Below are 14232 nucleotides of genomic sequence, written 5' to 3'. Positions count from 1 at the left end.
ATAAGCTTGCTGGAACATAGCTTTTCCTCCTGACCCAATGAATCATCAATCTAAAAAGCGCGAAATGCCAACAAATATCACCCTCTTTAACGATTCAAAATAATCGCCCCACGCTCTAATAATATTAATTGTTACGTTTACTTCACTACAGAACACGCTTAATCTAATTCTCTGAGAGACATTCTGCCGATGCGGCCCCAGATCAGCTGGTTGCTGCGATGGAGCAATATCTCTTATAGCGACACGAACAGCCGAACACATTCGAGCGCCGAGATATGCAATTGTCATTGAGCATTGCGCTCCCGTGTTTCGATGATGGCGATCAGTCCAGCCACGCCAAAACCGGCGGACGCACATGGCATAGGCTGTGGACCGATCAGATTGAAGATGAAGCCGCCGAACAGCGTGTCGACATCTGAACCGGGCGACACAAGCTTCAGACCATTCGCCTTTGGGGGGCAATGTATATCATTGGAATTTTCAGAGAATTCACCGCAATCCTAGAGCGAGTGCCGTGGGTGCGATCAAGCGCGATACGCTCTACAGCATAATTCTTTAAACTTGAATCAGTTTAAGGTAAAATTATGCTGTAGATATAAAGTGTTAGAGCGACCTTCGTGCGCCCAAGAGGGCGCACGGCGCTCTAATGCGTAGGCCCAAGCAAATCAGCGCAACAAAAAAGGCCGGGGCAAAAATGCACCGACCTTCCTGATCATCAATGTCTACCAGTGCCAGTACATCCGTGGTCAAAAGCGTCAATTGATGAAGGCTATTGCGAGCGACAGACGCGTTCCAGCGCTCATCAGCAATGCCTACGCCGAGATGTATAGAATGATATTGTGTTCAAAGAAAGTTTGATAACAAAAAACTCAGGTTCGACGAGAAAACTTCAATCTTCCGCACAACTCAAGACATGCAATGATCAGCACGGCACCGATGCCATAGGCCAGCACATCAAGCCAGTCAGGTGTAGCACCGAGGATGATCCTCAGTGCTCGATTGCCAATTTCGATACCGGTAATCTTTGCGAGACATTGACCCAGCTCGATGGCGACACCAATCAAGAAGGCTACAACGGCCAACAAGATCCTGTTCCCATCAATCATGATGCGCAAAGCGGAATAGACAAAGATCACTGCGATCACATCGCCCAGAAAGCTTCTTATCCAGCCCAAGCCAGCCCCCGCTGTGGCTAAGGCCGCTAACGCGAGGAAGAGAGCAATGGCGGTGATGAGTGCCGTCAGAGAAAACTTGAACTGCAACAAGATCTCCTGAAAATCAGCCCTCGAAGGCTTTGAGCGCAAATTGTTTAGCCTGAAACAATTGAATTAAAATCCGCCACCCCTGCAAAGCGCGCAGCGCGGACCTTGCCGAATTTACTTTCATCAACGACCAGATGCTTTTGTAAAGCTCGCTGCATCGCCATCTGCTTGACCGGCACTTCATGAAAGTGAGAGCAGGTTACACCGTGCTGATCATCCACTCCGCCTGCTGACATGAAAGCCTTGTTGATATTCACGCGCTTGAGAACTTCAATGCCCTCGTCACTCGAAAATGAAGCCGCTTCGGGGTGATAAACACCGCCAAGCACGATCAACCGGACATCATCCCGACGAGATAGAAGCTCAGCAACATTCAGGGAATAACAAACCACAGTGATGTGCTGATTATGCGGAATCAACTGCGCCAGATGCGGTGTTGTCGTGCCACAATCGATGAACACGGTATCATGCGGCTCGATGAGCGCGGCGGCAGCGGCACATGCCAGAATCTTCGCGTTGGCATGACAGTCTTTTTCAAAATCAAAGACATAATCGCTGCCGTTTCCATTATCCTGAACAGGAATAATGTAACCACCCAAACAATTGAGCGGTCCGGTATCATTGCCTATATCCCGGCGGATTGTCATTTCTGACACGCCGAGCCTCAAGGCCGCATCGCGAATACGCACGACTCCTGTTTCGTCCACAAGGGCTGCGAGTTCGGCAATCCGTTCGTCTTTACGGCTGATTCTGCTCACTGATTCCCCATTTCGGTTGCTGCTCACCTTCGTTTAACTTGCCGCATCAATTGGTGCAATTGCGACGACACATACTTGACAGGTCGAACAGAAATATGAAACGATCCAAACATAATGATCGAATTGTAACATTATAATTCGCATTATTGGGAGGTTCTGACAACAAGAATTTATGGCAAGCGGCAGCGCAACACGCAGCCAGCGCCAAAGAGAGGAATTTGCGGCGCTTAGTGCTGCAAAGGAGGAGACACTGGTGTCAGCATCAAGCAGCGAAGCACCAGCGTAAAAATCAGTAGTCACCAATCTCGTCTGACGATGATGCGTTTAGGCGGGGGCTATTCATTTCCAGGGAGGAAATACCGGTGAAGAAGTTTATCGCGTCCATGGCTATTGCCATGTCTGTTGCCGTGCCACATGCTTTTGCTGAAGGCGTCGTCGATACATCCAAGATCAACAAAGATCTGATCACAACCGCAAACGATAAGAAATACACGATTGCGACGGTTGTTAAGGTCGACGGAATTGCCTGGTTCGACCGTATGCGTGATGGTGTTGAACAGTTCAAGTCAGATACCGGCAACGACGTGTGGATGGTCGGCCCAAGCCAGGCAGATGCTGCAGCTCAGGTGCAGATCGTCGAAAACCTGATCGCACAGGGCGTTGATGCTATTGCCATCGTGCCGTTCTCGGTTGAGGCGGTGGAACCAGTCTTGAAGAAGGCTCGTGAACGCGGCATCGTCGTCGTCAGCCATGAAGCTTCCAACATTCAGAATGTCGACTATGACATCGAAGCCTTCGACAACAAGGCTTACGGCGCGAACCTGATGAAGGAACTCGGCAAGTCGATGGGCGGCAAAGGTAAGTATGTTGCTACTGTCGGCAGCCTGACCTCGAAGTCACAGATGGAATGGGTTGATGGTGCCGTTGAGTACCAGAAGGCCAATTTCCCGGAAATGTCGCAGGCAACCGAACGTCTCGAAACCTATGACGATGCAAACACCGACTATAACAAGCTCAAAGAAGCGATGACCGCTTATCCGGACATCACCGGCATTCTCGGGGCTCCGATGCCAACTTCTGCTGGCGCTGGCCGTCTGATTGCCGAAGGTGGCCTGAAGGGCAAAGTCTCTTTCGCAGGAACAGGTCTTGTGTCGGTGGCCGGTGAATACATCAAGAATGATGACGTTCAGTACATTCAGTTCTGGGACCCGGCCGTCGCAGGCTATGCCATGAACATGCTGGCAGTTGCAGCGCTTGAAAAGAAGAATGAGCAAATCAAGGCTGGTCTAAATCTCGGCCTGCCTGGCTATGAAAGCCTGATCGCTCCCGATGCTTCCAAGCCAAACCTGCTCTATGGCGCAGGCTGGGTCGGCGTAACCAAGGAAAACATGGATCAGTACGATTTTTAATCGTTGCTGAACAGGAGAAAGAGGCCCTCGCCTCTTTCTCCCCATTCCATCTGCATTTGCAGCCTTGCACGAGGCCTTTATGACTGAGAATTTCATCGAATTGCGCCATATCGGCAAGCGCTTCGGCGGCGTTAAAGCGCTGGACGACGTATCTCTTGCCATCAAGCCGGGCGAAATTCATTGCCTTGCGGGCGAAAATGGCTCTGGCAAGTCCACTGTAATCAAAATCATGTCTGGTGTTTACACGCCTGAAGACGGTGAAATCCTTATCGACGGCAAGACAGTCGGCAAGCTTGATCCCGTCAAATCCGTGCACCACGGCATTCAGGTTATTTATCAGGACTTCTCCCTGTTCGGGAACCTGACGGTCGCAGAGAACCTCGCGATTAATACTTTTCTCATGGAAGGCCGCAAGGCTGTTGACTGGAAGCGCGTGCGCGAACTTGCGCAGCAGGCGCTTGATCGTCTTGGCGTTCAGATGGATCTGGATGCCGATGTGGACAGTCTACCAACCTCCGGCAAACAGATTGTAGCAATTGCGCGCGCGATGATGGCTGATGCGCGGCTATTGATCATGGATGAACCGACAACCGCCCTCACCCGAAACGAAGTCGATGCACTTTTCAAGATCGTGCGCGATATTCAGGCGCAGGGCATCGCGGTACTTTTCGTCAGCCATAAAATGCGCGAAATGCTGGAAATCAGCGAGAGGCTCACGGTTTTTCGCAATGGCAAGAAGGTTGCGGAAGGTCCGATCAACGAATTTGACGAACCGGCTATCACCCGCGCCATGACCGGTCAGGAATTGATGGCGCACAGCTATCATTGGGCACCGCGTGATGGAGCGACCAGCGCACCAAGCCTTGAAGTCGAAAATCTGACCGTACCGGGTGCCGTGGAAAATGCCAGTCTCACACTTCATGCTGGTGAGATTGTAGGGATTTCCGGGCTGATCGGCTCAGGCCGCACGGAACTTGCGCTGGCGCTCTTCGGCATGAAACCGGATTTTACTGGCGCTGTGCGGATTGATGGCAAGTCCGTTCATCCCAAAACCGTGCAGGAAGGCATCGCCAGCGGCGTTGCTTATGTGCCGGAAGATCGCCTCACCGAAGGGCTGTTCCTCACCCAGTCGATTGAGCGCAATATTATTGTGACCTCGATTGAGAAATTCGTGCGCGGCATATTTATCAATCGCAAAAAAGCTGACGCAACAACCCGCGATATGTTCTCTGCGATGAATATCGTCGCCCCCGGCCCGCATACGCCGGTCAACCATCTCTCCGGCGGCAACGCGCAGCGCGTGGTGCTGGCGCGCTGGCTTCTGACAGGTGCAAGAATCCTGATCCTCAACGGCCCAACAGTTGGCGTGGATGTGGGTTCAAAAGCTCAGATTCACAACATCATCCGCAAACTCGCACAGGATGAAGGTCTGGCCGTTCTGATGATTTCCGATGATGTGCCAGAGCTTGTTCAGAACTGTAACCGTGTGCTGGTGATGCATCGTGGACGTTTTGTCGATGAACTCTCCGGTGAAAACATGACTGAAGACGCCGTCAATGACCGGCTCAAGACGTTGAATTGAGGAACCGGCACATGAAATTCTTTCGCAGTACCGAATTCATCATTGCCTGTGTGCTTCTGGCCGCAATGATCATCATTGGTCTTATCAACCCGGCCTTCTGGTCACTGGATAATATTTTCGGGCTTCTTCGTTCCAATGTCGTGATCGGCATCATGGCGCTTGGCGTTCTGCTGGTGATGATTTCCGGCGGCATCGACGTATCGTTTACGGCTTTTGCCATTGCGGCAATGTATCTGACCGTCCGCGCCATGGTTTACCTTGGCTATGACGGCGTGTTCATTCCTTTTGTAGCGGCAACGCTTATCGGCCTACTGCTCGGCGCATTCAACGGCTTCATCATTCATCGCTTCAAGATGATCCCGCTGATTGTGACGCTCGGCACCGGCTCCATTGTGCGCGGCCTTGTGCTGGGTCTCGTTGGTACCAGCATCGTCAACATCAACAAGATGCCCAAAGAGCTAATCGAGTTTGGCAAGACAGATATAATCTCGCTTACCTCGGCTACCGGCACGACCTTCGGTCTCACAGCGATGTTCCTCGTCTATTTGGTGCTCGCCCTGCTGATCCACCTGATCCTCACTCACACCATGATCGGGCGCAGTGTTTATGCCTATGGCGGCTCGCCCGAAGCCGCAAAGCGCGTCGGCTTTAACACGCGCCGCACGATCTTCTTCGTTTATTGCGTGGCGGGTGCCTTGGCAGGTTTTGCGGGGTTGCTGCATTCATCCATGATCTGGCTTGCCAATCCACGCGATTTTGTAGGCCTTGAGCTTGATGTGATCGCAGCCGTGGTTCTCGGTGGCGCGTCGATTTTCGGCGGTCGCGGAACGGTACTCGGCACACTCATGGGCGTCTTCATGCTCGTGATGGTCAAAAACTCGCTCATCATCATGAAGGTCGACACCACATGGCAGCGCGTTGTGGTTGGCCTCATCATCATTGCGGCCACTGCCATCACAGCATGGCGTGATCGCAAAAGCATCGCCTAAAGGGAGAAAGCGACATGAAACAGTCTTTCGACATGCGCCGCATCCTTGGCGGAGACAATAATATCATCCAGCTCGTTGTTATCACCGTGCTTGTTTTTGCACTGATGACATGGATGAACCCGGACAAGTTCCTGCGTTACTACAACTTTGAATCCATCAGCTACATCATGCCGGAGCTGGGCATCCTGGCTATCGCAATGATGATCGCGATGTTGACCGGCGGGATTGATCTTTCGGTCGTCGGCATTGCCAATCTGGCAGGCATTGTCGCTGGCGTCTATTTCCACTCAAGCATGGTACAGGCGGCGCAGACGTCGGGCTCTGGAATGTTGTTCTACACCATCATCGGCATACTGCTTGCCATGCTGATCGGCCTTTTATCCGGACTAGTGAATGGTTTGCTGATTGCCAAACTGCGGATCACGCCAATCCTTGCAACACTAGGCACCGGACAAGTCTTGATGGGACTGGCACTGGTACTCACGGGTGGACCGGCCATCGTCGGCTTTCCTGATGCGTGGAACTGGGTAGGCAATGGCAAGATCATGGGCATCGCTACACCTTTCCTGTTGTTCATTGTCGTCTGCATTCTCGTCGGAATTTTGCTGACGCGCACCACGCTTGGTATCAATCTGATGTTGATTGGCACCAACCCGCGCGCAGCCGTGTTTGCTGGCATCCGCAAAGAGCGCATGATCCTTTATTCCTACATGCTGACGGGCGTTCTAGCCTCGCTTGCGGGGATCATTTTGTCGGGACGTACCAATGCGGCTAAGTCCGATTATGGCGCGTCCTATCTGTTGCAGGCAGTTCTGATCGCCGTGCTGGGTGGCACCAATCCGGCTGGTGGCAAAGGGCGTGTTTTGGGCATCGCCATAGCGCTGATCGCTCTCATGCTTCTTTCCTCCGGCTTCCAGATGATGCGGTTTTCCAACCACCTGATCGACTTCATCTGGGGCGCGTTCCTCATCCTCGTCATCGCGATCAATGCTTCGCGCAATCAAGGCAGGTGATCCCAAATGCAGGATATTGAGTTTCATCTTCGTCGCAAGGACTTTGTCGAACAGCCGCATGTCATTGCCAATGCAGACGGCCTGAGTGTGACGGCATTTCGCTATCCAAGCGGCATCGAAGCTCTGCTGATCGAAAACGAACGCGGCAATATCATCGTGCTTCCATTCATGGGGCAGATGGTGTGGGCCGCAGAGTTCGACGGCATTGACCTCACCATGGGCAACAGCTTCTCCATGCCGCGTCCGGCAACGACCATCGTCGAGACTTATGGATGCTTTGCTTTTCACAGCGGAATCTTGCGCAATGGCTGCCCTTCGCCGCAGGATAATCACCTTCTGCATGGTGAAATGGCCTGCGCAAAGATGGACAAAGCAGGCCTTTTGTTCGGCGCAGATGAACATGGCAGCTTTGTCGAAGTCACTGGCGAATATGAATATGTCATGGGCTTTGGCGCGCATTATCTCGCTCGGCCAAGCGTTCGGCTTCATGCGAAGGAAACGCTTTTCGACATCACCATGGATGTCGAAAACCTGTCATCGGCTCCGATGGAGCTGATGTATATGTGCCACGTCAATTTCGCCTATGACGAAGACGCGCGCATTGTGCAGCCGGTCGCCTTTACACCGGATCAGGTGCAGGTTCGCACGGCCGTTCCGGGCCATGTGACACCCAATGACGATTACCTCTCCTTGATTGATGAACTGGCCGCAGATCCTTCCGTGATGGAAGTGCTCGATGAGCCGGAGCGCTACGATCCAGAGCAGGTATTCTACATTCGTGGCTTACCAACCGATGCCGATGGCAAGACCCATCAGATGATGCAGTTAGCCGATGGCGACGGCTTTGCGATCTCCTATCCCGTTGAGGCTTTCCCAAAAACTGTGCGGTGGATTCTCGTCAACGGTGATGCGCAGGTTGCAGCCTTTGCCCTGCCTTCCACCTGCGAGCCGGAAGGCTATCTCGCCGAAAAAGCCAAGAACAATGTGCGGATACTGGCGTCGGGTGAACGCGCCATCTTCCCCGTGCGCGTTGGCTATCTCGATCAGCCTGCCGCTGAACAGTTTGAAGCCAAGATCAGGGCACTCTGAAATTTCAAAGGAACTTCTCATGACCAGAAAGATCGGAGTGGTCGGCTCCAACATGGTGGATCTCATCACCTACGTGAACCGTATGCCCGGCCCCGGCGAAACACTTGAAGCACCGACTTTCGAGATTGGTTGCGGCGGCAAGGGGGCAAATCAGGCTGTTGCAGCTGCACGTCTCGGTGCCGACGTGATGATGGTAACGCGCGTTGGTGACGACGTCTTTGCCGATAACACGATCCGCAATCTCAACAGCTTTGGCGTCGATACGCGACACGTTCTCAAAGTATCGGGCAAGTCGAGCGGTGTAGCCCCCATCTTCGTCGAACCTTCAGGCGAAAACTCGATCCTGATCGTCAAAGGTGCAAATGCAGACCTCTTGCCCGCCGAAGTCGACAAGGCTGCCGATGATCTGAAGGAATGCGGCCTGATCCTCATGCAGATGGAAGTGCCGGTCGAGACCGTCTACCACACAATCGCTTTTGCGGCTGAAAATGGCATCGAAACCATATTGAACCCCGCGCCTGCGGCGGCTGATCTTGATCCGGAGCGCATCCGGCAAGTGACCTTCCTTGTGCCTAACGAGAGCGAGCTTGCTATTTTGTCTGGCCTTCCGACCAGCACGGATGATGAGATTGTCGTTGCCGCTCGCTCGCTGATTGCGCGTGGCATCCGCACGGTCATCGTGACGCTGGGCGGACGTGGCGCACGCATGATTACCGCAACTGAAATCGTCAATATCCCGCCGGTCAAAGTCACACCGAAAGACACGACTGGCGCAGGCGATGCATTTATCGGCTCGTTTGCCCACTTTTATGCAGAGAGGGGCGATGTGGAAGCAGCGCTTCGCAAAGCCTCCCTTTATGCCGCTCATTCCATCACCCGACCCGGCACGCAAAAGGCTTATGCCAGTGCCGATGAATTTGAAACGTTCTGCCGTGAACACGCGCCTTTGATCGAACGCGCCTAAGTGCTCTTGAACGTCAACAAACCTCACAGACGGACAATACAATGACCGAAGCCCTTCCCCGTAATAATGGCACACCGCTCAAGCCTGAATGGTTTGAAGATGTTGTCGTGAACCGCAGCGCCTCGGAACGTCGCGCTGCAACGCTGCCTGCACGTCGTTCGATCAAGAAAGAATATCAGGCAGCATGGCTCATCCGTGCAATCCAGTGCATCGACCTGACCACACTTGCTGGTGACGACACTGCCGGGCGTGTGCGCAGACTTTGCGCCAAAGCGCGCCGTCCTGTGCGTGATGATATTCTGGAAGCCCTCGGCCTTCTCGATGCAGGCATAACCACCGGCGCAGTCTGTGTTTATCCGACCATGGTATCCCATGCAGTCAAAGCACTGGAAGGCTCCGGCATTCCCGTAGCCTCTGTGGCAACAGGTTTTCCGGCAGGCCTGACACCTTTGCCATTGCGCCTTGCAGAAATCACCTATGCGGTTGAGCAGGGTGCCCACGAAATCGACATCGTCATTACCCGCGAGCATGTGCTGACACAAAACTGGTCCGCGCTTCATGACGAAATTGCCGCCATGCGCGAAGCCTGTGGCGAGGCGCATATGAAGGCCATTCTCGCAACCGGTGATCTCAACACGCTCACCAATGTTTATCGCGCCTCAATGGTGGCGATGCAGGCGGGTTCTGATTTCATCAAGACCTCGACCGGCAAGGAAGATGTCAACGCGACGCTGCCCGTCAGCCTGACAATGGTACGGGCGCTGCGCGATTATGGCGAATTGTCCGGTCAGATCGTCGGCTTCAAGCCAGCTGGTGGCCTCAAGACCGCCAAGGACGCTCTCGCGTGGCTCACGCTCATGAAAGAAGAACTCGGTAATCGTTGGCTCGAACCAGATCTCTTCCGCTTAGGCGCCTCATCCATGCTTGGCGATATCGAACGGCAATTAGAGCACTTCGTGACCGGACGCTATTCGAGCGCCAATCGTCACGCTGCTGCGTAAGGAAAATTTGAAATGCGACCCATCAAGGACATTCTGAAGACCATGGAATATGGACCTTCCCCCGAAGCAAACGGTGATGTGAAGCAGTGGCTGGAGCAGCATGGCCATTCTTTCGGCCATTATATCAACGGCACTTTCATCAAACCGGAAGGCCGTAAAACCATTGCCGTGGCTAACCCTGCTAATGGTGACAAGCTTGCCGAGATCACGCTTGGAACGCAGGAAGACGTTGATCAGGCGGTGAAAGCCGCGCGTGGTGCATTTGGCAAATGGTCGAAACTATCGGGCCATGAACGTGCTAAATACCTTTATGCAATTGCCCGCCATATCCAGAAGCGTGAACGCTTCCTCTCGGTTCTGGAAACTATGGATAATGGCAAACCTCTGCGTGAAACCCGCGACATCGATATTCCGCTGGCAGTTCGTCATTTCTACCATCATGCCGGTTGGGCGGAGATGGTTGAAGATGAGTTCAAGGGCTTCTCGCCGGTTGGCGTTTGTGGTCAGGTGATCCCTTGGAACTTCCCATTGTTGATGCTGGCGTGGAAGATCGCACCGGCCTTGGCTGCGGGAAACACAGTTGTCTTGAAGCCTGCTGATCTCACACCACTGACCGCTATTGCCTTTGCAGAAATCTGCCACGAAGTTGGCCTGCCTGCCGGTGTAGTCAATATCGTACAGGGCGATGGCACAACGGGTGCGAGCGTCTGCGGTCATGACGGCGTCGACAAGGTTGCTTTTACCGGATCAACGCAAGTGGGTCGCATCATCCGCGAGCAAATTGCAGGTTCTGGCAAGAAGCTCTCGTTGGAGCTTGGTGGCAAGTCGCCTTTCATCGTATTTGAAGATGCTGATCTCGATGCCGCTGTTGAAGGTGTCGTCGACGCCATCTGGTTTAACCAGGGCGAAGTCTGCTGCGCGGGTTCACGTCTTCTGGTGCAGGAAGGCATTGCAGATCGGTTCTATGCCAAGCTGAAAAAGCGGCTTGAAAGCCTGCGCGTCGGCGATCCGCTCGACAAATCCACCGACGTTGGTGCCATTGTCTCGCCTACTCAGGTGAAACGCATATCCGATCTGATCCAGAAAGGTATCGATGAAGGTGGCCAACTCTGGCAGACACCCAATCCGCTGCCTGCCAAGGGTAATTACATTGCGCCCGGTTTTTTCACTGAGGTCGATCAGGCGGCAACGGTCTGCCAGGTGGAAATCTTCGGACCAATCGCCGCCGCCACAACATTCCGTACGCCGGATGAGGCTGTGGCACTCGCCAACAATACGCGTTACGGTCTTGCCGCATCCATCTGGTCAGAGAACATCAATGTTGCGCTTGACCTCGCAGCCCGCGTGAAAGCCGGTGTTGTCTGGATCAATTGCACCAACATGCTTGATGCGGGTGCAGGCTTTGGCGGCTATCGCGAAAGCGGCTACGGCCGCGAGGGTGCACGCGAAGGCTTGTATGAATATCTTTCAGCCGATTGGGAAAAAACCCTCGACGCTCCCAAGGCTATCGAAAACTTCGTACCTTCCGCCTCACCATCCGGCGACGACAAGATCATCATCGACGGCATCGATCGCACGATGAAAAACTATATTGGCGGTAAGCAGGCACGTCCGGACGGTGGTTACAGCTATTCGGTCACTGGCAAAGGCGGAGCGGTCATCGGTCAGGCTGGCATCAGCAACCGCAAGGACATCCGTAATGCGGTCGAGGCCGCGGCCAAAGCATCAAGCTGGGGTAGCGCCACTGCCCATAACCGGGCGCAGGTGCTTTATTATCTGGGCGAAAATCTCGATGCACGCCGCGACGAATTTGTGGCTCGCCTCGTTGAGAGCACTGGCGTCAGCGAAAAGAAAGCTACCGAAGAAGTCGAAGCATCACTGCGCCGCATTTTCTATTACGCGGCACAGGCCGATAAATTCGACGGCGCGGTGCATTCGACCAAGTCGCGCCATGTGACGCTTGCCATGAATGAACCTTGGGGTGTGATGGGCATTGTCTGCCCGGATGAAGCACCGCTGCTCTCGCTTGTATCGCTGGTTCTGCCTGCCATTGCCATGGGCAACCGCGCTGTGGTCGTGCCTTCAAGCAGACACCCATTGATCGCTGGTGACTTCTATCAGGTGCTCGACACATCGGACGTACCCGGTGGCGTGATCAACATCGTCACCGGCGAGCGTGATGTCTTGGCCAAGACACTGGCTGAACATGATGAAGTGGCAGCCCTTTGGTACTTCGGTTCTAAGGAAGGCAGCGCGATGGTCGAGAAGGCTTCTGCCGGAAATCTCAAGGCCACATGGGTCAGCAATGGCCGTGTGCCGAACTGGATCAACACCAGCGAAGCACAAGGGCGCGATTACTTGCGCAGGGCTGTCCAGGTCAAAAATATCTGGGTGCCATACGGCGCATAAGAAAAAGGCCCGGTCATAGCGACCGGGCCTTTTAGCTTCCAACAATAACGACGCTGGCTTTAAAGCCGGATCACATATTCCTTGCGCGTGGTTTCGATCACTTCCCAGGTGCCCTTGAAGCCGGGGCGAATGACAAAGCTATCGCCCGCTTTAAGCGCGCGCGCTTCACCACCCTCTTCCGTCAAGACCGAATGACCAGCGAGAATGTGACAAAACTCCCATTCATCATATTCAACACGCCATTTTCCCGGCGAGCTTTCCCATATGCCTGCGAAGAGCTTGCCATCGGCAGTCTCTTCGAGGTTCCATGTGCGGGAGCGCGGATCACCCGACAGGACACGCTCTGGTAAAGGTGCGCCCTCCTCCGGCTCAACGTCAGTCAGTTCGAAATCAACAAGCAGGCTCATAACATCAGACCTTAGCAAGCGCCTGTTCGATATCAGCTATAATATCATCAGCATTTTCGATGCCGATGGACAGACGAACGACATCCGGGCCTGCACCCGCCGCAACCTTCTGCTCATCGGTCAGCTGACGATGCGTCGTCGATGCCGGGTGAATAACCAGCGAACGGGTATCGCCAATATTGGCCAACAGCGAGAACAGTTCGAGGCTATCGACAAACTTGACGCCCGCTTCATAGCCGCTTTTCAAGCCAAAGGTGAAAACAGAGCCTGCGCCCTTCGGCGAGTATTTCTGCTGAAGCGCATGATACTTGTCATGAGGAAGCCCGGCATAATTCACCCAGGATACTTTCTCATGTCCATGCAGCCATGAAGCGACCTTCAATGCGTTGTCCACATGGCGCTGCATACGCAGTGGCAGCGTTTCAACGCCTGTCAGAATCTGGAACGCATTGAATGGCGAAATGGCTGGGCCGAAATCGCGCAGGCCAAGCACGCGCGCAGCAATGGCAAAAGAAATGTTGCCGAATGTCTTGTGCAGTTCGAGACCGGCATAGTCTGGACGCGGTTCGGTCAGAAGCGGATAGTTTCCGGACTTGGCCCAATCGAATGTTCCAGCATCTATCAGAATACCACCCATTGAATTGCCATGCCCGCCGATGAATTTGGTCAGCGAATGCACAACAATATCCGCACCGTGCTCAATCGGACGTACGAGATAAGGCGATGCCAGCGTATTATCGACGATCAGCGGCAGACCGTATTTGTGAGCGATTTCGGCAATCGCCTCTATATCAACAACGATACCGCCCGGATTGGCAAAACTCTCAATGAAGATTGCGCGTGTGCGATCATCAATCTGCTTAGCGAAATCCGCAGGATTGGTTGCATCCGCCCAACGAACCTGCCAACCGAAGGATTTGAAAGACTGGCCAAACTGGTTGATCGAACCGCCATAAAGCTGGCGTGCAGCAACAAAATTATCACCCGGCTGCAGCAGCGCATGGAATACCAACAGCTGAGCGGCATGTCCCGAAGCGGTGGCAACTGCTGCCGTGCCTCCTTCGAGAGCAGCAATGCGTTCCTCCAAAACAGCGGTAGTCGGGTTGGTGATGCGCGTATAAATGTTGCCAAAAGCCTGCAAGCCAAACAGCGAGGCAGCGTGATCGGCATCATCGAACACGAAAGACGTTGTCTGATAGATCGGCGTCGCACGTGCACCCGTCGTCGGATCGGGTTTTGCGCCCGCATGGACTGCTAGTGTTTCGATGCCGGGTGAGCGTTTAGACATAAGTTCCTCCTAACAGTCTATGCCAATTAATTCGAGTGGACGTTAGGCTGTGCCACAAAGA

General features: G+C 53.7%; 13 protein-coding genes. 8 read left to right on the top strand and 5 right to left on the bottom strand.

What is annotated here, in order from left to right:
- Positions 1-284: 284 nt before the first annotated feature.
- From OIV19_RS17685 to OIV19_RS17675, 3 genes are all read right to left on the bottom strand, one after another.
- Entirely contained in the window at positions 285-431 is a 147-nt protein-coding gene (locus OIV19_RS17685; RefSeq protein WP_191793814.1) for a hypothetical protein, read from the bottom strand.
- Between the two features lie 438 nt (positions 432-869).
- Positions 870-1262 carry a ribosomal maturation YjgA family protein gene (locus OIV19_RS17680; protein WP_264232492.1) on the bottom strand — a complete coding sequence of 131 codons (393 nt, stop codon included), beginning with the start codon at positions 1260-1262 and terminating at the stop codon, positions 870-872.
- Between the two features lie 47 nt (positions 1263-1309).
- A complete protein-coding gene (locus OIV19_RS17675) occupies positions 1310-2020 on the bottom strand; it encodes a DeoR/GlpR family DNA-binding transcription regulator (protein WP_264232491.1) in 711 nt (236 codons plus the stop codon).
- Between the two features lie 362 nt (positions 2021-2382).
- Between OIV19_RS17675 and OIV19_RS17670 the strand changes: the two genes are divergently transcribed.
- From OIV19_RS17670 to OIV19_RS17635, 8 genes are all read left to right on the top strand, one after another.
- The gene (locus OIV19_RS17670; RefSeq protein ID WP_167388294.1) at positions 2383-3429 is read left to right on the top strand and encodes an autoinducer 2 ABC transporter substrate-binding protein; all 1047 of its coding nucleotides are present in this window, start codon (positions 2383-2385) and stop codon (positions 3427-3429) included.
- Between the two features lie 79 nt (positions 3430-3508).
- Positions 3509-5011 (top strand): sugar ABC transporter ATP-binding protein, encoded by a 1503-nt coding sequence (locus OIV19_RS17665; protein ID WP_264232488.1) that lies wholly within the window; start codon positions 3509-3511, stop codon positions 5009-5011.
- A gap of 11 nt (positions 5012-5022) precedes the next feature.
- Positions 5023-6000, top strand: coding sequence for an ABC transporter permease (locus OIV19_RS17660; RefSeq protein ID WP_264232485.1), 978 nt, complete (start codon positions 5023-5025; stop codon positions 5998-6000).
- Positions 6001-6014: 14 nt separating this feature from the next.
- Positions 6015-7013 (top strand): ABC transporter permease, encoded by a 999-nt coding sequence (locus tag OIV19_RS17655; RefSeq protein WP_151095497.1) that lies wholly within the window; start codon positions 6015-6017, stop codon positions 7011-7013.
- Between the two features lie 6 nt (positions 7014-7019).
- Positions 7020-8102, top strand: a complete 1083-nt coding sequence (locus tag OIV19_RS17650; RefSeq protein WP_264232482.1) for an aldose 1-epimerase family protein — start codon at positions 7020-7022, stop codon at positions 8100-8102.
- 19 nt (positions 8103-8121) lie between these two features.
- Complete coding sequence (gene rbsK, locus OIV19_RS17645) at positions 8122-9066, top strand: ribokinase (RefSeq protein WP_264232480.1); 945 nt, start codon at positions 8122-8124, stop codon at positions 9064-9066.
- A 41-nt stretch (positions 9067-9107) separates the two neighbouring features.
- Complete coding sequence (deoC, locus tag OIV19_RS17640; RefSeq protein WP_264232478.1) at positions 9108-10067, top strand: deoxyribose-phosphate aldolase; 960 nt, start codon at positions 9108-9110, stop codon at positions 10065-10067.
- Between the two features lie 12 nt (positions 10068-10079).
- Complete coding sequence (locus OIV19_RS17635) at positions 10080-12476, top strand: aldehyde dehydrogenase family protein (RefSeq protein ID WP_264232476.1); 2397 nt, start codon at positions 10080-10082, stop codon at positions 12474-12476.
- Between the two features lie 59 nt (positions 12477-12535).
- Here the strand turns inward: OIV19_RS17635 and OIV19_RS17630 are convergent, their stop codons facing one another.
- Together OIV19_RS17630 and OIV19_RS17625 are read right to left on the bottom strand one after the other, a co-directional pair.
- The gene (locus OIV19_RS17630; protein ID WP_264232474.1) at positions 12536-12883 is read right to left on the bottom strand and encodes a cupin domain-containing protein; all 348 of its coding nucleotides are present in this window, start codon (positions 12881-12883) and stop codon (positions 12536-12538) included.
- A 4-nt stretch (positions 12884-12887) separates the two neighbouring features.
- Positions 12888-14171, bottom strand: a complete 1284-nt coding sequence (locus OIV19_RS17625; RefSeq protein WP_264232473.1) for an O-acetylhomoserine aminocarboxypropyltransferase — start codon at positions 14169-14171, stop codon at positions 12888-12890.
- Positions 14172-14232 lie beyond the last annotated feature (61 nt).

Origin of the sequence: Brucella sp. HL-2, assembly GCF_025846885.2 — a bacterium.
Taxonomy (GTDB): Bacteria; Pseudomonadota; Alphaproteobacteria; order Rhizobiales; family Rhizobiaceae; genus Brucella; species Brucella quorumnocens.
Note: the sequence above shows the minus strand (reverse complement) of the source record. Positions and strands in the feature narration are given on the sequence as shown.